The following is an 18,292-nucleotide window of genomic DNA, read 5'->3' on the forward strand; positions in this document are numbered from 1 at the left end:
GCTGGAGAAGGAAGGCGACTACGCCTTCACGGCGGAGAGCAACGACTGGAAGAGGACGAGTCCGTCGGTGGAGCCGAGCAATGGCTCGAGGGCGCGCTCGGGGTGGGGCATCATGCCGACGACGGTGCCGGATTCGTTGGTGACACCGGCGATGTTGCGCATGGCACCGTTGGGGTTGGCGGCCGCGGTGGCGGCGCCGGTCGCGTCGACGTAGCGGAAGGCGACGCGCCCCTCGCCCTCGAGCCGGTCGAGCGTGGCCTCGTCGGCGGTGTATCGGCCGTCACCGTGGGCGATGGGCATCGTGAGGAGGCTGCCCGCTCGCGCGGCATTGGTGAACACCGACGTGGTGTTCTCCACCTTGAGCGTCACCGCCATCGAGCGGAACTGCAGCGAGGCGTTGCGGAGCAGGGCGCCGGGGAGCAGTCCCGCCTCGCACGCGATCTGGAAGCCGTTGCAGATCCCGACCACCGGGCCGCCGCGCTTCGCGTGCGCCACGACCTCCTGCATGATGGGCGAGAAGCGCGCGATCGCCCCCGACCGCAGGTAGTCGCCGTAGCTGAAGCCGCCGGGGAGGATGATGACGTCCGCGCCCTGCAGGTCGTGATCCTTGTGCCAGAGGAGGACGGCCCTCTCGTGGAGCTGCTCCACGATCGCGAGCACCGCGTCCTCGTCGCAGTTGGACCCGGGGAACGAGACGACGCCGACCTTGAGCCCGCTCATGCCGCGGCCACCGGGGTCACGGCGGCGATCTCGTAGTCCTCGGTCACCGGGTTCGCGAGCAGGCGGCCGCACATCTCGCGCACCGAGGACTCGGCGTGCGCGGCATCGCTGGCGCTCGTCTCGATCACCAGGTGGCGACCGACGTGGACGTCGCCGACGGCGGAGAAGCCGAGCGTGTGGAGGGCATCGGCGACGGCCTTGCCCTGCGGATCGAGCAGTCCCTTGCGCGGGACGATATGGACGGAGACGCGGAACCGCTTCACGGACGGGCACCCTCAGGGGAAAGGCCACCGGGAGCGTCACCCTCGGGGGTGTCGTCGAACGGCGGCGGGAGTTCGAACACGTTGCGCAGGATCGCGAGCACGATCCCGGTGATCACGTACACCACGCCCACCGGGAAGAAGAACTCCCGCGGCAGGAAGAACAGCGCGAAGATCGACGAGAAGAGCACGGTGATGCCGAGGATGCCGTGCAGCGTGCGGAAACTGAACTTCGGCCACGCCGGATAGGGCACGTCGGAGATCATGAGCGCCGAGAGGGTGAGCATCAGGTACCGCATGATCGTCTCCCAGGGCCAGTCGACGAAGAACTCGTTGTAGAGCGGCGTCTGGCTGAACCAGTAGTAGGTCGCGAGCGTGCCGCCGGCGGCCGGGCTCGGCAACCCCTTGAAGTAGGCGGCCTTCTTTGCCTCGCCCGCCGACTCGATGTTGAAGCGCGCGAGCCGCATCACCGCGCAGGCGGCGAAGATGAAAACGAGGATCCAGTCCCATCCCGAGTGCCGCAAGACGGCGAAGTACATCATGAACGCCGGGGCGACGCCGAACGAGATCGCGTCCACCAGGGAGTCGAGTTCTTCGCCGAAGGCACTCCCGGTGTTCGTCGCGCGCGCGATGCGACCGTCGATGGCGTCGCAGAAGGCGCCGAGCACGATGTACCATCCCGCCTGCACATGCTGACCGCGCGAGGCCGAGACGATGGCGAAGATGCCGAAGAACAGGTTCGCGAGCGTGAAGCCGTTGGGCAGCATCACGAGCGAGGGGCGCGGGAACCGTCGGCGCTCGGGCTTCATTTCGGGAGCTCCGCCAGCACCGTCACGCCGGCCTGGGGCCGCTCGCCGAGCGCCACCTTCACGACCGAGCCGACGGGGACGAAGACGTCGACGCGGGACCCGAACCGGATGAGGCCCATGCGCTCCCCCTGTTCCGCGTCATCTCCCTCGCGGCTGTAGGTCACGATGCGCCGGGCGATGAGCCCGGCGATCTGCCGGAAGAGCACGCGATGCCGGGCCGTCTGCACGCCGATGGAGCTCTGTTCGTTCTCGAGTGACGCCTTGTCGGCCGCGGCATTGAGGAACTTGCCCGGGTTGTAGTGCACGTAGGCGACCTTCCCGCTCACCGGATACCGGTTGACGTGCACGTTGAAGACGTTCATGAAGACGGAGATGCGGATCGCGCGCCCGTGCAGGAAGGCGGGCTCGTCGACCTCGACGATGTCGATCACGCGGCCGTCGGCGGGCGAGATCACCAGTCGCTCGCCGCGCGCTCCCGACCGTTCGGGATCGCGGAAGAAGTACGCCACCCAGAGCACGAGGAGCGTCAGGACGAACGCGAGCAGCCAGAGCGGCCACGAGCGGCGCGCGAGCGCCCCCGCGTACGCCGCGGCGGCGAGCGCCATGGCGATCAGGATGAAGGGGATCCCTTCACGGGCAAAGTTCACGGGAGTCGGGTCAGGTCGAGGGGGGAGCCGGTCAGGCGCTCGAAGGCCTCGAGGTAGCGCGCGCTCGTCGCGGCGACCACCTCGTCGGGAAGGGTCGGGGGCGGGGCGTTGCCGTCCCAGCGCCCGGCACGGCGTTCCATGTCGAGCCAGTCGCGGAGCGGCTGCTTGTCGAAGCTCGGCTGGCCGCGCCCCGGTGCGAACTGGTCAGCAGGCCAGAAGCGCGAGCTGTCGGGGGTCATCACCTCGTCGATGAGCAGCACCCGTCCGTCGCTGGCGCGCCCGAACTCGAACTTGGTGTCGGCGATCAGGATGCCGCGCGTCGCGGCCAGTTCGCGGCCGCGGCCGTACACCAAGCGCGCCAGCCGCTCGAGGGTCGCTGCGGCGTCGCCACCCACGACCTCCGCCATGTGCGCGATCGTGATGTTCTCGTCGTGTCCCGTCTCGGCCTTCGTCGCGGGGCTGAAGATCGGCGGGTCGAGGCGCTCGCTCTCGCGCAATCCCGCCGGGAGTCGTTCGCCGGCGAGCGTGCCCTGCGCCTGGTACTCCTTCCACGCCGACCCACTGAGGTAGCCGCGCACGACGCACTCCACCGGGAAGACCTCGGTCCGGCGGCAGAGCATCGCGCGGCCGGCGAGTTCGTCACGGTGCATCTGTACCGCGGGCACGGCCTTGATGATCTCCTCCACGTCGCACGAGAGCATGTGATGCGCGACCTCGCTCTCGAAGTGGCGCAGCCACCAGGCGGTGATCTGGGTCAGCACCGCCCCCTTGAAGGGCACGAGTTCGCGCATCACCACGTCGAACGCGCTCACGCGGTCGCTCGCGACGAGCAGCAACCGCTGGGCATCGACCTCGTAGACGTCGCGCACCTTGCCGCGGCGGAGGAGGGGCAGGGGGAGATTGGTCGCCCCGACGAGCAGCGGACTCATACGCGGACCTCCTCGCGGGCGGGGCCGGACTCGCCCGCTGCGGACAGGATGGGGTCCACGACCTCCGTGAGGAAGTCGTCGACCTGGTGCGCCGAGCGCCCGATGAAGCGCGCCGGGTCGAGCGAGTCCCGAAGCGCGTCGCCAGGGACCGTCCACGACGGGTCGCCGGCGAGGCGATCGAGCATGTCGTTGGCCCTTCCCTCGTCCTTCATCGCTCGCGCCGCCGCGATGGAGTGGACGCGGATCACCTCGTGCGCGTCCTGGCGCGACATCCCGGCGGCGACGGCGCGCACGATCAGCGACTCGGTCGCCATGAAGGGGAGCTCCTCGCGGATCCGTTGCCGGATGCGCGCCGTATGCACCTCGAGCCCGCTCGCCACGTTCTCCATCAGGATGAGGATCGCATCGGTCGCGAGGAAGGCTTCGGGGATCACGAGCCGGCGGATCGCCGAATCGTCGAGCGTGCGCTCGAAGTACTGTACCGCGTGCGTCTGGTTGGCCGTGCCGGCGACCTGCTGGACGAACCGCGCGAGGCTGTTGATCCGTTCCGACCGCATCGGATTGCGCTTGTATGCCATCGCCGACGAGCCGATCTGATCCTTCTCGAAGGGCTCCTCGATCTCGCCGAAGCTCTGGAGCATCCGCAGGTCACTCGCGAACTTCGCCGCGCTCGTCGCGATCCCGGCGACCACGTCGAGCACGTGCGCGTCGATCTTGCGCGAATACGTCTGGCCGCTCACCGGGATGGAGCCGGGGAACCCCATGGCGTGGCAGACGCGGCGGTCGAGCTCGCGGACCTTCGCATGGTCACCGCCGAAGAGCTCGAGGAAGCTCGCCTGGGTCCCCGTCGTGCCCTTCACGCCGCGCATCGGCAGCGTCGCGATGCGATGGTCCAGATCGGCGAGGTCGAGGACGAGGTCCTGCAGCCACAGCGTCGCGCGCTTGCCCACCGTGGTGAGCTGCGCCGATTGCAGGTGCGTGTAGCCGAGCGTCGGTTCGGCGCGCCAGTCGCGCGCGAACGCCGAGAGGCTCCGGACCAGCGCGATCACCCGGCCCCGCAGGAGCTCGAGGCCGCGCCGCATCTGGATGAGGTCCCCGTTGTCGGTCACGTAACAGCTCGTGGCGCCCAGATGGATGACGCCCTTCGCCGCGGGGGCGACATCGCCGAAGGCGTGCACGTGCGCCATCACGTCGTGCCGGAAGCGCTTCTCGTACCCGGCAACGACGGCGAAATCGATGTCGTCGAGGTGCGCGCGCATCTCCCCAATCGCCGCCGCGGGGATGTCGATGCCGAGCGCCTGCTCGTGCTCCGCGAGCGCGAGCCAGAGCCGGCGCCAGAGCCCGTGCCGGGTCTGCGCGCTCCACAGTTCGAGCATCGCCTTGGAGGCGTAGCGTTCGGCGAGCGGGGACTTGTACTGCGCGTGCGTCATGAGATGCGGAAGTCAGTGGAGTAGACGGTGCCCGCACGCTCGAAGAACATGCGGATGGGACCGCGCCCGCTGTAGTACTCGAGCACCCGCGCGGCCTGCTGCGCGTCGGTGACCGGTGTGCGGTTGATCTGGATGATGACGTCGCCCGGCTGCAGGCCGAGCGCCTGCTGCACACGCTCGGTGACCTGGTAGACCACGGCGCCCTGCGCGCTCCGTACGCCGCGCTCCGCACGGATCGCCGCCGTGAGGGAGACGAGTTCGAGCTCGCGGAGGACCGCGACCTTCTCCGCGCCGACCTCCGGCAGGTCCTTCACGCGTACGCTCACCGACTGCTCGCGGCTCCCGCGCCGCACCTGGAGCGGCGCCGTGTCCCCCACGCGGAGCTCGAGCAGCTCGGCCTCCCAGTCGTACGGGTTGCGGATGGTGCGGTCCCGCGAGCGGATGATCACGTCCCCTTCGCGCAGCCCGGCCTCGGCGGCCGGGCTGCCCGGCACGATGCGCTCGATGGTCGCGCCGGCGGTGAGCGACCCGCGGCCGGCGCTCGCGCCGGTCTGCACGACCTTTACGCCGATCCACGGACGGCGGACACTGCCGTGCGCGAGCAGGTCCTCCGCCACGCGACGCGCGCGATCGATCGGGATCGCGAACCCGAGCCCGATCGAACCGCCGCTCGGCGTGTAGATCGACGAGTTCACGCCCACCACCTCGCCGGTCGCTGCGATGAGCGGCCCACCCGAGTTGCCGGGGTTGATCGAGGCGTCGGTCTGGATCATGTCCACATAGACGCCCGGTCCGTCACCGCGGCCCGTGAGGTTGCGTCCCACTCCGCTCACCACACCCGCCGTTACGCTCGGCTCCGAGTTGCCGAGCAGGAAGCCGTAGGGGTTGCCGATCGCGATGACCCATTCGCCGATGAGCAGGCCGCGCGAGGTCCCCAGTGGCGCCGTGGGGAGGTCCGCCGCGTCGATCTTCAGCACGGCGAGGTCGTTGAGTTCGTCCTCGCCGATGACCGTCGCCGGGTAGGTGGTACCGTCGCGCAGCGCGACCTGCACGCGGCTCGCGCCGCTGATCACGTGCGCGTTCGTGACGATCACGCCGTCCGCCCGCACGATGAAGCCGGACCCGATGCCTGAGGCGACCTCCTGACCGGAGCGCGAGCCGAAGAACAGGTCGAACGGTGAGGCGGAGGTGCGCTGCAGGCGCTCGGTCTGCACCGTGACGACGGCGGGCGAGACCCGCGCCACCGCCTCGGTGATCGCCGTCCGGCGGGATCCCGCGATCGCCTGCGGCGAGGGGTCCGGCGCGGGCAACTGCGTGCTCGGCGCGCCGGCCGGGGGCCGCTTGGTGGTCTGCGCGTCGGACAGGCTCGGATTCGCGCCCTCGCAGGCGGCGAGCGCGAGGAAGAGAACGGGACCGAGATGGCGCACGAGGCGGGACATGCGTCGGCTCACTTGGTGCGGCGCGGCTTGGCGCGCCGGCTGATGTCGCCGAGGAACCGATCGAGCCCGCGATCGGTGAGCGGATGCTGCAGGAAGCCGTGCAGCGCGGCCGGCGTGACCACCGCCGCGTCCGCGCCGGCCGTCGCGAGCTCGGCGAAGCGCGTCGCGCTCGGCGCGCCGGCCGCCACAACGTCGCACTCCAGCCGCGAACGCTCGATCGCCTCGCGCAGCGCACGGATCACCGATTCCGGCGGATGCCCGACGGCCTCGAGCGCGTCGACGGGCACCACGACGTGCGACGCCCCCGCCTTGGCGGCGAGCAGTCCCTGAGCGACGGAGTGGACGAGCGTCGCCGCCACCCGGACGCCCTCGGCGGCGAGCCGGCGCATGGCCGGGAGGGCATCCTCCACCAGCGGCACCGCGACGATGAGGTGCTCCGAGAGCTTCGCCAGCGTCTTCCCGCCGCGCACGATCTCGGCCGCGTCGAGCGACGGGACCGACGCGAAGATCGGCAGGGTGGTGCGCTCGGCCAACTCGGCGAGGAGCTCGCGGGGATCCGCGTGCGGCAACTCGGCCGCGAGCACCGCGGGCGTCGCGACCACACCGTCGAGCAGCCCGGCCGCGGTGGCCCAGCGGATCTCTTCGGCGGCGACGGTGGCGAGATAGAGGCGCATCAAGGCGTCAGGTACAGGTCGGCGGGATAGGTGACCTCCTCGAGGCAGAGCCCCACCGACGGCGCGGGGGGCGACACCTCGTCATTCCGGTCGGCGGAGAGCAGCGCGGTGAAGTCCTCCTTCGGCCGCTTGCCACTCGCCACCTCGAGCATCGTGCCCACCAGGAAACGCACCATGTGGTGCAGGAACCGATTGGCCTTGATGTCGAACACCAGCCCTTCCGGGAGCCCCGCTGCTGCCGGGCGCCACCGGGCGAGATGCACGTCGCACCTGTGATCGTCGTCCGTCGGCGCGGTGCCGCGCACGGCGAAGCCCCGGAACGTGTGCATCCCCACCAACCGCGTCGCGCACCAATCGAGCACCTCGCGGTCGAGGGCCCGGGTCCAAGGGAGCGTCCACCGCCGCCGGAACGGCGACGCAGCTCCCTCGTCGAGCCCCACCGCGTAACTGTAGCGGCGAGCGGTCGCACTGAAACGCGCGTGGAACCGCGGCCGCATCTCGCTGGCCGCCGCGACCCACAGATCCTCCGGGAGCTTCTCATTGAGGACTCGCCGCATCTTCTCCGCCGTCCAGTGCTCGGCGACGGTGATCCCGGCGACCTGTCCTCGCGCATGCACCCCCGCGTCCGTCCGGCCCGCCCCGGTCACGCGCACAGGGGCCCCGGCCATGCCGGACAACGTGGCCTCAAGGACCCCTTGCACGGTGCGCCGTCCGGGTTGGACCTGCCAGCCGGCGAACTCGGTGCCGTCGTAGTGCAAGACCAGTTGGAGGGTGCGCTCCGCCATCGCGGGAAACCTACCGCGCGAGACGGGTCGATTCAAGCAACGCGGACCGCACATCGGTGCAGCGGACGTGCGCTCGCGCTTCGATTGACTTTGTGGGTCGCGTGGGGGAGCTTTCCCCGTCCATGACTGCGCGCACGCTCCCTTCGCTCGCCCAAGCCCTCGGCAGCGCCACCGACCTCGACGCCGCCCTCGTCTCACTCGCCGGCGCGGTCGCCGAGAACGACCGGGACGCGCAGGTCGCGCTGCTCCGGTTCGATCCGCGCCAGGGACTCGTCCGCGAGCGGCTCGCGGTCCGCGATGGACGCGTGGAACGGGCCCCCCTCGAGACCTCGCTCGAGCAGCTGCCGCGGCAGGTCCTGCGCACCGTGCAGGACGGCGGCACCTTCGGCGATGTCGGCGAGGAGCCGCCGGCGTACGCGCGACTCTTCAAGCTCGGGGCCGCCGACGAAGGGGCGACGGTGGCCCTCCGGGGAATCAAGGTCGATGGGCAGCTCGTCGCCGTGCTCTCGCTGGTCGAGCCCAAGCGGGTCTTCGGCACGCGGGCCGTCGAACGCGTGGCGCCGCTCGCCGGACTCTTCGAGCTCGCCCTCGCGCGCTTCCACGACCGCGAGGTGCGCGACGAGGCCCGGAAGACCCTCGAGGAGGTCACCCAGCGCGTCCACGGCGAGTACCTCACGCGGCTCTCGGAGCTGGAACGCCAGGTCGCGCACGCGCGGCTCACCGCCTCGCAGCCGGTGGTCGATCCGGCGGAGGCCGTCGCCCGCGAGCGCGAGGAGGCGCGTCGGGCGGAGGAGTCGCGCCGGACGTTGCGCAAGCTCGCGGCCCTCGAGCACCAGCTGACCGCCTCGGTCGGCCAGCTCGAGCAGGCGCACATCGAGCTCCATCGGCGCAGCGAGGCGCTGCGGTCGCGCACGCGGACGCTCTACCTGCTCGACCGGGTCATGACCCTCGCCGCCGAGACGAAGGACCCGCACCGGCTCTCGGAAGGACTCCTCGCGTTGGTGGGCGACGACATGCAGTCGCTCCGGTGCTCGCTCTTCCTCGTCGGGAAGGAGCCGGGGACGATCTACCTCGCCGCGGCGCGAGGCCTCGCGCCGCACGTGCAGATCGGCAAGGTGGTCGCCATCGGACATGGGGTCGCCGGTCGTGTCGCCGAGCGCCGCGAGCCGATGCTCGTGGTCGACGCCGTCGATGCGAAGCAGCAGCCGCTCCTCGGCGACGACTATCTGACCACCGGGTCGTTCATCTCGTTCCCGCTCGTGCTCCACGATGAGCTCGTCGGCGTGGTCAACCTGACCAATCGGGCCCAGCAGGGCCTGTTCGTCGAGGAGGACGTCGAGCGCGTGCGCATGCTCGGCCTCGTCATCTCGCTCATCGCGAGCGAGGCGCGGCTCCCGGACCGGCTTCACGGCTCCATCCGTGAGCGGTAGCGTCATCCAGGCGGTCCTCCGGACGCTGGCCGCGGGGGAGAGGCTGGACGGGGAAGGGGCAGCGGCGGTGTTCCGGGTCGTCATGTCCGGCGAGGCGAGCCCGGCGCAGATGGCGGCGCTGCTGATGGGGCTCCGCGTGCGCGGCGAGACCTCAAGCGAGGTCGCCGGGGCCGCCCGCGCGCTGCGCGAAGCGATGACGCGACTGGATGTCCCGACGCCCGACTCCCTGGTCGACACCTGCGGTACCGGTGGTGGCACGGTCACCACGTTCAACATCTCCACTGCGGCGGCCCTCCTGGCGGCCGGCGCCGGCGTCCGGATCGCGAAGCACGGCAACCGCTCCTTCACCTCCCGGTCCGGGAGCGCCGACGTGCTCGAGGCGCTGGGCGTCGCGATCGACGTGCCGGTGGAGAGGATGCGGCGGGTGCTCGACGACGCCGGCATCGTCTTCATGTTCGCGCCGACCATGCACCCGGCGATGCGTCACGTCGGTCCGGTCCGCCGGGAACTCGCGATCCAGACGGTCATGAACCTGGTGGGTCCGTTGGCGAACCCCGCCGGGGCGGGGCGTCAGGTCGTCGGAGTCGCGGATCCCGCGCGGCTCGAGCTGATCGCCGGGGCGCTGAGCGAGCTCGGGACCGCGCACTCGCTCGTGGTGCACGGGGCGCCAGGGATGGACGAGATCTCGCCGCTCGGTCCGACCACGGTCCTGGAGCTGAAGGAGGGCCGCATCGCCAGGTGGAGCATCGATCCCGCCGCGCTGGGGTTCCGCGACGTCGATGCTTCCGATCTCGTCGGCGGAGAGCCGGCGCAGAATGCGCTGGTGATCGAGCGCGTGCTCATGGGGAAGGGGCCTCCGGGGGCGGAGGCGGCGGTGCTGCTGAATGCGGCTGCGGCGATCTACGTCGCGGGCCTGGCCTCATCGATCGAGGCCGGACTCCACGCGGCCCGCGCGGCGCTCGGCGCGGGCAAGGGGTGGGACGCGCTCGGCCGACTGCGGGCCGCCACCGCGACGCACCGATGAGTCGTGGCGACGGCCTTCTTTCGTCTTCTGTCTCCACTCCGCCCTAGTACCTCCGCATCACCCCGACCACGATCCCCTGCACGCGCACCTGGCTCTCGTGCACGTAGATCGGCGTCATGGTCGCGTTCGCCGGCTGGAGCCGGATGCGCCCGTCCCGCTCCCGGTAGTACCGCTTCACGGTCGCGCCCGCGTCCTCGACCATCGCGATCACCATCTCCCCGTTGTCCGCCGACGGCCGATCGTGCACGACGACGTAGTCGCCGTCGGAGATCTGGTCCTCGATCATCGAGTTCCCGCGGACCTTGAGCACGTAGTGGTTGCCAGCACGCCGCACGAAATCGTCGGGAACGGCGATCGTCTCGTGGGTCTCGAAGGCCTCGATCGGGACACCGGCCGCGACAGCGCCCATTACCTGGAGCTCGATCGCCTTCGGGAAGATGTCCGACGGGAGGATCTCGATCGCGCGGCTCTCGTTGTACGAGCGCTTGATGTAGCCCTTCCGCTCGAGGTTCGACAGGTGCTCGTGCACCGTGGCGAGTGAGTTATAGTTGAACTGTTCAGCGATCTCCTCGAAGCTCGGAGCATATCCGTGCTCACCGGCGTAGCTGGTGAGGAAGTCCAGGATCTGGCGCTGGCGCTTGGTGAGCGGCATCTCGGCGGTCCCTGCGGATGGGGATGAGGACGGCGTGGCCAACGGTGGCCATCGTGCGTTAGACTCCCGAACAGTACCCGAAGTAACGGTATCCGAACATTGCCCGAAGCACAAGCCACCCCTCAATGGGTCCCACCGGCCGGTCCCCTCGGCGAACTCACTGCGAGTTCGGAGACGCGGGCCCGACAGGTGGCGGCCGACCGCGACCGGATCCGTGGGCTCGAGGCGAGGGCAGATGCGATGCCGGTCCCGCCCGCGTTCGCGCAGGCGTTGCGCGGCCCTCGCGTCCGGGTGATCGCCGAACTCAAACGGCGCTCCCCGAGCAAGGGCGTGATCAACGACGCGATCGATGCCCCGGCGCGGGCCACGGCGTATGCCGCCGGCGGAGCCGCCGCGCTCTCGGTGCTCACCGAGCCCACGCGCTTCGGTGGCTCGCTCGAGGACCTCGAGGCCGTGCGCGCCGCGGTCGCGCTGCCACTGCTCCGGAAGGACTTCATTACCCACGAGGTCCAGCTCCTCGAGGCGCGCGCGGCCGGCGCGTCGGCGGTGCTGCTGATCGCGCGCGCGCTGCCGGCGGAGCGGCTCCGTGCGTTGGCCGCCGTCGCACATGCGCGCCGGCTCGAGTGTCTCGTCGAGGTGCGCACCGAGGCGGAACTGCTCGTGGCGCTCTCGGTGCCGGGTGCGATCGTCGGCGTGAACAACCGGGATCTCGAGACGCTGAGGATCGACGAGGCGACGGGGATCCGGCTCCTGCCCCTCGTGCCTCCGGACCGGGTGGCGGTCTACGAGAGCGGGGTGACGAGCGTCGTCGGGGTGGAACGGGCCGCGGCGGCGGGGGCGGACGCCGTGCTCGTCGGGTCGGTGCTCTCGGCCGCGGAGGACGGCGCCGCCGCGGTCCGTGCGCTCTCGGGCGTCGAGCGCCGTGCACGCGCCTGACCTCAAGTTCTGCGGCCTCACCCGGGCCGAGGATGCCGCGATCGCGGCCGAGCTCGACGCGCGGTTTGCCGGGGCGATCTTCGCGCACGGTCCGCGGCTGCTCGACGCTCCGCGCGCGCGCACGATGTTCGCCGGCCTCGAGGGGAGTGCGGTGCAGCGGGTCGGCGTCTTCGTCTTGCGCGAGGTCGACGAGGTGTTGCGGATCGCGGACGCGGTCCAGCTCCATGTGCTACAATTGCACGGTGGCGGAACGCCAGACAGCGTTCTAACGTTGCGAGAACGGTATGCGGGAGCGATCTGGGTCGTCATGCGCGTGTCGGGCGCGACCGTCGAGCGGGTCGATCCGGAGGTGCTCGCGGCGGTCGATGGGGTGGTGCTCGATACGGCGGTCGGCGGGCGTTCAGGCGGCACAGGGGTGGCCTTCGATTGGGCCGCGTCGGTCCCGGCCGTGGCGGCACTCCGCGACCGGACGATGGTGATGCTGGCCGGCGGCCTGCGGCCGGAGAACGTGAGGGAGGCGGTGCGGACGCTCGCACCCGCGGCAGTGGATGTCAGTTCCGGCGTCGAGGTGTCGCCGGGCATCAAGGACCATGGGCTGATGCGGGCGTTCGCCCAAGCGGCGCGCCTGCGCGAGGTGTGATGAGTTCGGCCACGACCGATCGGTTCGGAGCATTCGGCGGGCGCTACGTGCCCGAGACGCTGATCCCCGCGCTCGACGAGCTCGAGGCGGCGCTCGCTTCGGCGCTCGCGGACCCTGCCTTCCAGGCGGAGCTGGACCATCTCCTCTCGACGTACGTGGGCCGCCCCTCCGCACTCACCGAGGCGCCGCGGCTGTCGGCGCACATCGGTGCACCCGTGTGGCTCAAGCGCGAGGACCTCAACCACACGGGCGCGCACAAGATCAACAATGCGCTCGCGCAGGCGCTGCTCGCCAAGCGGATGGGGAAGCAGCGGATCATCGCCGAGACCGGCGCGGGGCAGCACGGCGTCGCCACGGCGACGGTCTGCGCACGCCTCGGGCTCACCTGTGTCGTGTACATGGGTGAGGAGGACATGCGCCGCCAGCAGCTCAACGTCTTCCGCATGCGCCTGATGGGGGCGACGGTGGTCCCGGTGACGGCGGGAACGCGCACGCTGAAGGACGCGACGAGCGAGGCGATCCGCGACTGGGTCAGCACCTGCACCGACTCGCACTACATCATCGGCAGCGTGGTCGGTCCGTCGCCGTATCCGCGCATGGTGCGCGACTTCCAGGCGATCATCGGGCGCGAGGCGCGGGCCCAGATGCTCGAGCGTGCCGGCCGTCTTCCGCGCAGCGTGATCGCGTGCGTGGGCGGCGGCTCGAACGCGATGGGCATCTTCCACGCGTTCACCGGGGATGCGGGAGTGGAGCTGATCGGCGTTGAGGCCGCGGGCGAGGGCATCGAGACCGGCCGTCACTCGGCGTCGCTCAGCTTGGGTGTGCCCGGCGTGTTGCACGGGACCCTGAGTTACCTGCTGCAGGACGCGAACGGGCAGGTGCACCCGGCGCACTCGATCTCCGCCGGCCTCGACTATCCCGGCGTCGGGCCGGAGCATGCGTACCTCAAGGACTCGGGGCGCGCGACCTACGTCGCGGTCACTGACGACGAGGCGCTTGGCGGGTTCGAGCTAATGAGCCGACTGGAAGGGATCATCCCGGCGCTCGAGACCTCGCATGCCATCGCCTGGATGGCGGCCCAGCGGGGCCGCTGGGCCGCCGACGAGCCGGTGCTGCTCTGCGTCAGCGGCCGTGGGGACAAGGATGTCGCGCAGGTCGCGCCGATGCTCGAGGTCCGGGGCACGCCGTGAGCACCCCGCTCGCGCCCGACACGGAGAAGGAAGCGCCGCCGTTCGCGCCTTCCATCGTCGAGGACATGTTCAAGCTCCTCGACAAGGGTGTGCGGGCGCATCAGCTGTACATGCACAATAACCCGACCTACCTGAAGGCGCTCGAGAACGTGAAGCGGTCGTTCGGCCCGCTCTGGGAGCAGACCGACACGCTGACGATCACCGTGACCGAGACGCAGTTCACGTGGAGCGGGGTCGTCGTGCACGCGTCGCCGGAGAAGAGCGGTGACTCGATCCCGTGGCTCCTCTTCAAGGACGGCCTGCGCGAGTTCACCTGGACGACGGGATTCGAGGAGTCCGAGCTCGAGAAGTTCATGGCGCTGCTCCCGCGCGTGCGCCGCGCGACCGCGGCCGAGGATGACCTGCTCACGATGCTGTGGGAGCAGGACTTCACGTGCATGCGCTATCGCTACGTCGAGCTCAACGACCCTTCCGCGCCGATGGACCCGGCCGCCGAGCCCGGCAAGTGGCCCGCGCCGCTCGGGCGGTCGCATGAACCGCTCAGCAACGCGATCGATGAGGCCAGGGACGAGCAGTCGCAGGAGCAGACGCAGGAGGGCGGGGCCGCGCCATCGCGCCAGTCGGGCGTGGTGCGCATGGAGGACTTCGACTCGACGCTCTACTTCCTCGATGCGAACGAGATCGAGTACCTCCGGCAGGAGACGACGCGCGAGTACGATCTGGACCTCCGCCGTCTCGTCCTCTGCGCGTTGCTGGACATCTTCGAGCTGCAGGTCGACCCGCTCGTGCGCACCGAGGTCGCGAACGACCTCGAGGCCCTCGTGCTGCACCTGCTCTCGGCTGGCCAGTTCTCGAGCGTCGCCTTCCTGCTGCGCGAGGTCGGCGCGACGATGCAGCGCGCACGCGAGCTCACGCCGCAGGACAAGGATCGCTTCGGGCGGCTCGCCGACCGGCTCAGCCATCCCGATGCGCTCGCGCAGATGCTGCAGGCGCTGGAGGAATCGGCGACTCTGCCGCCGAAGGACGACCTCGCACAACTCTTCGGGCAGCTCAAGCCGACCGCGCTCGCGGTGGTGCTCGACTCCATCGATCGCACGCAGAACGTGGGGCTGCGGCCGCTGCTCGAGGCCTCGGCGGAGCGACTGGCGCAGTCCAACACAGGCGAACTCGTGCGCTTGGTGAAGGACGCCAAGCCGGCGGTCGCGCGCGAGGCCATCCGCCGCGCCGGGGCGATGCGCACGGCGGCCGCGGTGCCCTCGCTCGGCGAGGTGCTCGGGAGCGGCGCCGAACGCCCCCTTCGCGCCGCCGCGGTGACCGCCCTGACCGAGATCGGCACGCCGGGTGCGCTCTCGGCGCTCGAAACCGCGCTGAACGACGAGGATCGTGACATCCGCATCGCGACGATCCGCGCCCTCATGGCACGCACGCACCGGCCGGCGCTGGCGAAGGTCGACGCGCTCGTGAAGGGGAAGGGCGTCAAGGACGCCGACCGCACCGAACGCATCGCGCTCTTCGAGCTGTACGGCACGATCTGCGGCGACGGCGGGATCACGTTCCTCGATGGATTGCTGAACGCGAAAGGCGGGCTCTTCGCGCGCAAGGAGGACCCGGAACTGCGCGCCTGCGCGGCGCTCGCGCTCGGGCGCATCGGCTCCGCCGCCTCACGCGCGGTGCTCGAGAAGGCGGTCGGGGAGAAGGAGGTCATCGTGAAGAGCGCGGTCTCGCGGGCGCTCAAGGGCGGTGCCGCATGAGCGACCCCAAGGGCACGCCGCCGGGCGGGCGCGCGTCGGTCGCGCGCACCGGCACCATGCCGACGGGCGCCGGCCTGGGTGAGGGGACCGTGCGGACGATCGGGCGCAGCTGGATCCTCGGTCTCTACGTCGCGCTCCGCAACCTCAAGCTGTATCCGGTCGAGAACGCCGTCGTACAGAAGGCGCTCGACGACCTCGCGGGGCTGTCGGGTGACCTCATCGCGGGCGACGGCGAGTGCGAGTTCCGGCTCGCGGGGGAGTTCATCTTCCTGAATTCGACCCGCATGAAGCTCGACCTCGACAACTACACGAGCTTCTCGTACATCCTCGGCCGCTGCCGCGACGCGGGCGTGGGCCTCATCCGGTTCCACGAGAAGCCCGCGGTCCGCGACTGGACGATCCTCCTGTCGTTCCTCGCGAACCCGCAGGGGCGCGGGCCGGCCGAGCGTTTCGATGCGCTCCTCAAGCGGCTCGCCGACACCAACGTCGGCGTCTTCGAGGTCACGCCGCCCATCGAGGCCGCCGACGATCCGGCGGACGCCGTCGAGACCAAGGAACGCGCCAAGCGGACCTACCAGCAGTCGGTCAGCACCACGAAGGAAGTGATCAACTCGGTGCGCATGGGCGCGAGCCCGAACATCAAGAAGATCAAGCGCGTGGTGCAGGGCATCGTCGACCAGATCCTCGCCGAGGAGACGTCGCTGATCGGGTTGACGACGATCCGCGACTACGACGACTACACGTTCACGCACTGCGTCAACGTCTGCATCTTCTCCGTCGCGCTTGGCCGCCGTCTCGGGCTCTCCCGCCTGCAGCTGTACGACCTCGGCTTCGCCGGGCTCTTCCACGACATCGGCAAGTCGCGCGTGCCCATCGACATCATCCGGAAGCCGGAGATGCTGAACGACGACGAGTGGCGGCTGGTCGCCGCGCACCCGTGGCTGGGCGTGCTCGCGCTCTTCCAGCTCCGGGAGCAGTCGGAGTTCCCGTACCGGTCGATGCTCGTCGCGTACCAGCATCACATGAAGCGCGATCTCACCGGCTACCCGCGGTCGCTGCGGATGCAGGAGATGACGTTCTACAGCAAGATCGTCGCGGTCGCCGACGGGTTCGACGCGGCGACGACGCGCCGCATCTACATGTCGGAGGCGCTCGACCCGGCCGAGGTGCTGCGGGAGATGCGCGACAACCCGCGCCGCGGCATGGATCCGGTGGTGGTCAAGGCCTTCGTCGCACTGCTCGGCATCTACCCGGTGGGCACGTTCGTCGTGCTCGACACCTTCGAACTCGCGATCGTGCATGGGGCGAACCCGCTCCAGGACATGATCTCGCGCCCCATCGTGCGCATCGTCAGCGACGCGCTCGGCAACGTCCAACACCCGGGCGCGCTCGTCGACCTCGCCGAGCGCGACGAGTCGGGGAACTTCCGTCGGACCATCATCAAGACGGGCGACCCCGAACGGTACGGGGTGCGCGTCGGGGACTACTTCCTCTGAGTCGCTCGCTCTCGGGTCATCTCGCGACGCTGCGCGCGGCGCATCGCCGTGCCCTCGTCTGCTACGTCACGGCCGGCCACCCGGACCGCGCGGCCTCGCTCCGACTTCTGCGGGAGCTGCCGGCGGCCGGCTGCGATGTCCTAGAGGTCGGCGTCCCGTTCTCCGACCCGCTCGCGGACGGGCCGGTCATCCAGGGGAGTTCGCAGCAGGCGCTCGAGCGGGGGATGACGCTCGAGGGGGCGCTCGCGCTCGTCGCCGAGGCCCGGCCTGCGGTGCCGGTGGTGCTCTTCAGCTACTTGAACCCCTTGCTCGCCGCGGGGCCGGAGGTACTCACGCGAGCCGCGGCGTCGGGCGTGCAGGGCGTGCTCGTGACCGACCTTCCCGTGGGGGCGGATCCGGCGCGCGAGGCGTGGCTCGGCGCGGGGCCCCTCGAGTTCGTGCGCCTCGTCGCCCCGACCACGCCGCGTGAACGGATGGCCGAGATCGTGAAGCATGGGCGCGGCTTCGTCTACCTCATCAGCCGCATGGGCGTGACGGGGGTGCAGCCGAAGGTCGCGGCGGACCTGCCGCGGAGCCTCGCGGACCTCCGCGCCGTCTGTGACCTCCCCATCTGCGTCGGCTTCGGCATCTCCACGCCGGAACAGGCCGAACAGGTCGGCGCGCTTGCCGATGGTGTCGTCGTCGGCAGTGCGCTCGTGCAAGCGGCCGACCAACATGGCGTCGACGCGGCGCTCACCCTCGTGCGCGACCTGCGGGCCGCCCTCGACCGGATCCCCGCGTGAACTTCGTCCTGACCCTCTACCGGCTCGCGCTGTCGACCATCGGCGCGCTGCTGCTGGTGGCCGGGGTCGTGCTCTTCCCGGGGTGGCTCGACCGGCTGGCCTGGATCGCGTCGATCACCGCGGTCACCGCCTTCCTGCGCCGTGACCAGCTCGCGGTCACGAAGTACGCGGCGATCCACCTCATCGCGCCCCTCGCGGTGGGGGGGGCGCTCATCGTCGGCGTGGTGCCGACGGCGCTTGGGCTCGCGATGGGCATCTTCGCCGCGGACCGCACCTGGCTCCGGCGCAACACCAGCGCCGCGTGGCAGAACGCGGCGCGCGAGGTCACCGCGCTCTTCGCCGCCTTCGGCTGGTATGCGCTCGCGCGCGGGCCGCTCGGCGCCGACAACTCGGTCCTCGACGGCCAGAGCGTTCCCGCGGTCGCGGTGTTCGTGCTCGTCCACTTCCTCATCTCGAAGGCGCTCTACTACTTCACGCTCTCCATCCGCGGGAAGCTCTCGGACGAGGAGTTCTCGCTCATCCTCCGCTACGAGGTGATCGGCCTCGGCACCGGGGCGATGGGGCTCAGCGCGCTCCTGCTCGCGCTCGGGTTCCTCGGCTGGACGGGCGCCGGCGTCGTGCTCGTGGTCCTGGCGTTCGCGGGCCTCCTCCTCAAGCGGATCCTCGAGGAGAGCATCGCGGCGGAGGAGCTCAACACG

The 18,292-nt window shown here is 70.5% G+C and carries 18 protein-coding genes; 8 read left to right on the forward strand and 10 right to left on the reverse strand.

Features of this window, described 5'->3' with window-relative positions; all coding sequences use genetic code 11:
- Positions 1-18 precede the first annotated feature (18 nt).
- The 9 genes from purQ to truA are packed head-to-tail and all read right to left on the reverse strand — an operon-like array spanning position 19 to position 7,693.
- A complete protein-coding gene (gene purQ, locus IPJ78_14960; GenBank protein MBK7907841.1) occupies positions 19-720 on the reverse strand; it encodes a phosphoribosylformylglycinamidine synthase subunit PurQ in 702 nt (233 codons plus the stop codon).
- Positions 717-983 carry a phosphoribosylformylglycinamidine synthase subunit PurS gene (gene purS, locus IPJ78_14965; protein MBK7907842.1) on the reverse strand — a complete coding sequence of 89 codons (267 nt, stop codon included), beginning with the start codon at positions 981-983 and terminating at the stop codon, positions 717-719. Before purS ends, purQ begins: the two co-directional genes overlap by 4 nt.
- Positions 980-1,789 (reverse strand): CDP-diacylglycerol--serine O-phosphatidyltransferase, encoded by an 810-nt coding sequence (gene pssA, locus IPJ78_14970; protein ID MBK7907843.1) that lies wholly within the window; start codon positions 1,787-1,789, stop codon positions 980-982. The genes purS and pssA overlap by 4 nt, the downstream gene beginning before the upstream one ends.
- Entirely contained in the window at positions 1,786-2,394 is a 609-nt protein-coding gene (locus IPJ78_14975; protein ID MBK7907844.1) for a phosphatidylserine decarboxylase family protein, read from the reverse strand. The genes pssA and IPJ78_14975 overlap by 4 nt, the downstream gene beginning before the upstream one ends.
- A 38-nt stretch (positions 2,395-2,432) precedes the next feature.
- Positions 2,433-3,365, reverse strand: coding sequence for a phosphoribosylaminoimidazolesuccinocarboxamide synthase (locus tag IPJ78_14980; GenBank protein ID MBK7907845.1), 933 nt, complete (start codon positions 3,363-3,365; stop codon positions 2,433-2,435).
- The gene (locus IPJ78_14985) at positions 3,362-4,795 is read right to left on the reverse strand and encodes an adenylosuccinate lyase (GenBank protein MBK7907846.1); all 1,434 of its coding nucleotides are present in this window, start codon (positions 4,793-4,795) and stop codon (positions 3,362-3,364) included. Before IPJ78_14985 ends, IPJ78_14980 begins: the two co-directional genes overlap by 4 nt.
- Positions 4,792-6,234: a trypsin-like peptidase domain-containing protein gene (locus tag IPJ78_14990; protein ID MBK7907847.1), complete on the reverse strand. Its 1,443-nt coding sequence runs from the start codon at positions 6,232-6,234 to the stop codon at positions 4,792-4,794. Before IPJ78_14990 ends, IPJ78_14985 begins: the two co-directional genes overlap by 4 nt.
- Before the next feature lie 8 nt (positions 6,235-6,242).
- Positions 6,243-6,908 carry a hypothetical protein gene (locus IPJ78_14995; GenBank protein ID MBK7907848.1) on the reverse strand — a complete coding sequence of 222 codons (666 nt, stop codon included), beginning with the start codon at positions 6,906-6,908 and terminating at the stop codon, positions 6,243-6,245.
- Positions 6,908-7,693 (reverse strand): tRNA pseudouridine(38-40) synthase TruA, encoded by a 786-nt coding sequence (gene truA / locus IPJ78_15000; GenBank protein MBK7907849.1) that lies wholly within the window; start codon positions 7,691-7,693, stop codon positions 6,908-6,910. Before truA ends, IPJ78_14995 begins: the two co-directional genes overlap by 1 nt.
- A 122-nt stretch (positions 7,694-7,815) precedes the next feature.
- On the opposite strand from truA, the gene IPJ78_15005 reads away from it, so the two are divergent.
- Positions 7,816-9,123 (forward strand): GAF domain-containing protein, encoded by a 1,308-nt coding sequence (locus tag IPJ78_15005; protein ID MBK7907850.1) that lies wholly within the window; start codon positions 7,816-7,818, stop codon positions 9,121-9,123.
- A complete protein-coding gene (gene trpD, locus IPJ78_15010; GenBank protein ID MBK7907851.1) occupies positions 9,113-10,147 on the forward strand; it encodes an anthranilate phosphoribosyltransferase in 1,035 nt (344 codons plus the stop codon). The genes IPJ78_15005 and trpD overlap by 11 nt, the downstream gene beginning before the upstream one ends.
- Before the next feature lie 43 nt (positions 10,148-10,190).
- Here the strand turns inward: trpD and lexA are convergent, their stop codons facing one another.
- Positions 10,191-10,799, reverse strand: a complete 609-nt coding sequence (lexA, locus tag IPJ78_15015) for a transcriptional repressor LexA (GenBank protein ID MBK7907852.1) — start codon at positions 10,797-10,799, stop codon at positions 10,191-10,193.
- 99 nt (positions 10,800-10,898) lie between these two features.
- Here lexA and IPJ78_15020 point away from each other — a divergent pair, with 99 nt between their 5' ends.
- The 6 genes from IPJ78_15020 to IPJ78_15045 are packed head-to-tail and all read left to right on the forward strand — an operon-like array spanning position 10,899 to position 17,594.
- Complete coding sequence (locus tag IPJ78_15020) at positions 10,899-11,735, forward strand: indole-3-glycerol-phosphate synthase (protein MBK7907853.1); 837 nt, start codon at positions 10,899-10,901, stop codon at positions 11,733-11,735.
- The gene (locus tag IPJ78_15025; protein MBK7907854.1) at positions 11,722-12,375 is read left to right on the forward strand and encodes a phosphoribosylanthranilate isomerase; all 654 of its coding nucleotides are present in this window, start codon (positions 11,722-11,724) and stop codon (positions 12,373-12,375) included. Before IPJ78_15020 ends, IPJ78_15025 begins: the two co-directional genes overlap by 14 nt.
- Positions 12,375-13,565 carry a tryptophan synthase subunit beta gene (gene trpB, locus IPJ78_15030; GenBank protein MBK7907855.1) on the forward strand — a complete coding sequence of 397 codons (1,191 nt, stop codon included), beginning with the start codon at positions 12,375-12,377 and terminating at the stop codon, positions 13,563-13,565. Before IPJ78_15025 ends, trpB begins: the two co-directional genes overlap by 1 nt.
- Positions 13,562-15,316: a HEAT repeat domain-containing protein gene (locus IPJ78_15035; protein ID MBK7907856.1), complete on the forward strand. Its 1,755-nt coding sequence runs from the start codon at positions 13,562-13,564 to the stop codon at positions 15,314-15,316. Before trpB ends, IPJ78_15035 begins: the two co-directional genes overlap by 4 nt.
- Positions 15,313-16,812, forward strand: coding sequence for an HD domain-containing protein (locus tag IPJ78_15040; protein ID MBK7907857.1), 1,500 nt, complete (start codon positions 15,313-15,315; stop codon positions 16,810-16,812). The genes IPJ78_15035 and IPJ78_15040 overlap by 4 nt, the downstream gene beginning before the upstream one ends.
- On the forward strand, positions 16,809-17,594 hold the full coding sequence (locus tag IPJ78_15045) for a tryptophan synthase subunit alpha (GenBank protein ID MBK7907858.1): 786 nt from the start codon (positions 16,809-16,811) through the stop codon (positions 17,592-17,594). Before IPJ78_15040 ends, IPJ78_15045 begins: the two co-directional genes overlap by 4 nt.
- Positions 17,595-18,292 lie beyond the last annotated feature (698 nt).

It is taken from the genome of Gemmatimonadota bacterium (assembly GCA_016714015.1).
In the GTDB taxonomy this organism is placed as follows: domain Bacteria; phylum Gemmatimonadota; class Gemmatimonadetes; order Gemmatimonadales; family Gemmatimonadaceae; genus Pseudogemmatithrix.

Bases quoted from the DNA above. Each gene is read 5' to 3' on its own strand.
- purQ (MBK7907841.1), bottom strand. From the start codon at position 720: ATGAGCGGGCTCAAGGTCGGCGTCGTCTCGTTCCCCGGGTCCAACTGC.
- lexA (MBK7907852.1), bottom strand. From the start codon at position 10,799: ATGCCGCTCACCAAGCGCCAGCGCCAGATCCTGGACTTCCTCACCAGC.
- IPJ78_14985 (MBK7907846.1), bottom strand. From the start codon at position 4,795: ATGACGCACGCGCAGTACAAGTCCCCGCTCGCCGAACGCTACGCCTCC.
- truA (MBK7907849.1), bottom strand. From the start codon at position 7,693: ATGGCGGAGCGCACCCTCCAACTGGTCTTGCACTACGACGGCACCGAG.
- IPJ78_15040 (MBK7907857.1), top strand. From the start codon at position 15,313: ATGAGCGACCCCAAGGGCACGCCGCCGGGCGGGCGCGCGTCGGTCGCG.
- trpB (MBK7907855.1), top strand. From the start codon at position 12,375: ATGAGTTCGGCCACGACCGATCGGTTCGGAGCATTCGGCGGGCGCTAC.
- pssA (MBK7907843.1), bottom strand. From the start codon at position 1,789: ATGAAGCCCGAGCGCCGACGGTTCCCGCGCCCCTCGCTCGTGATGCTG.
- IPJ78_14980 (MBK7907845.1), bottom strand. From the start codon at position 3,365: ATGAGTCCGCTGCTCGTCGGGGCGACCAATCTCCCCCTGCCCCTCCTC.
- IPJ78_14990 (MBK7907847.1), bottom strand. From the start codon at position 6,234: ATGTCCCGCCTCGTGCGCCATCTCGGTCCCGTTCTCTTCCTCGCGCTC.
- IPJ78_14975 (MBK7907844.1), bottom strand. From the start codon at position 2,394: ATGGCGCTCGCCGCCGCGGCGTACGCGGGGGCGCTCGCGCGCCGCTCG.
- IPJ78_14995 (MBK7907848.1), bottom strand. From the start codon at position 6,908: ATGCGCCTCTATCTCGCCACCGTCGCCGCCGAAGAGATCCGCTGGGCC.
- IPJ78_15005 (MBK7907850.1), top strand. From the start codon at position 7,816: ATGACTGCGCGCACGCTCCCTTCGCTCGCCCAAGCCCTCGGCAGCGCC.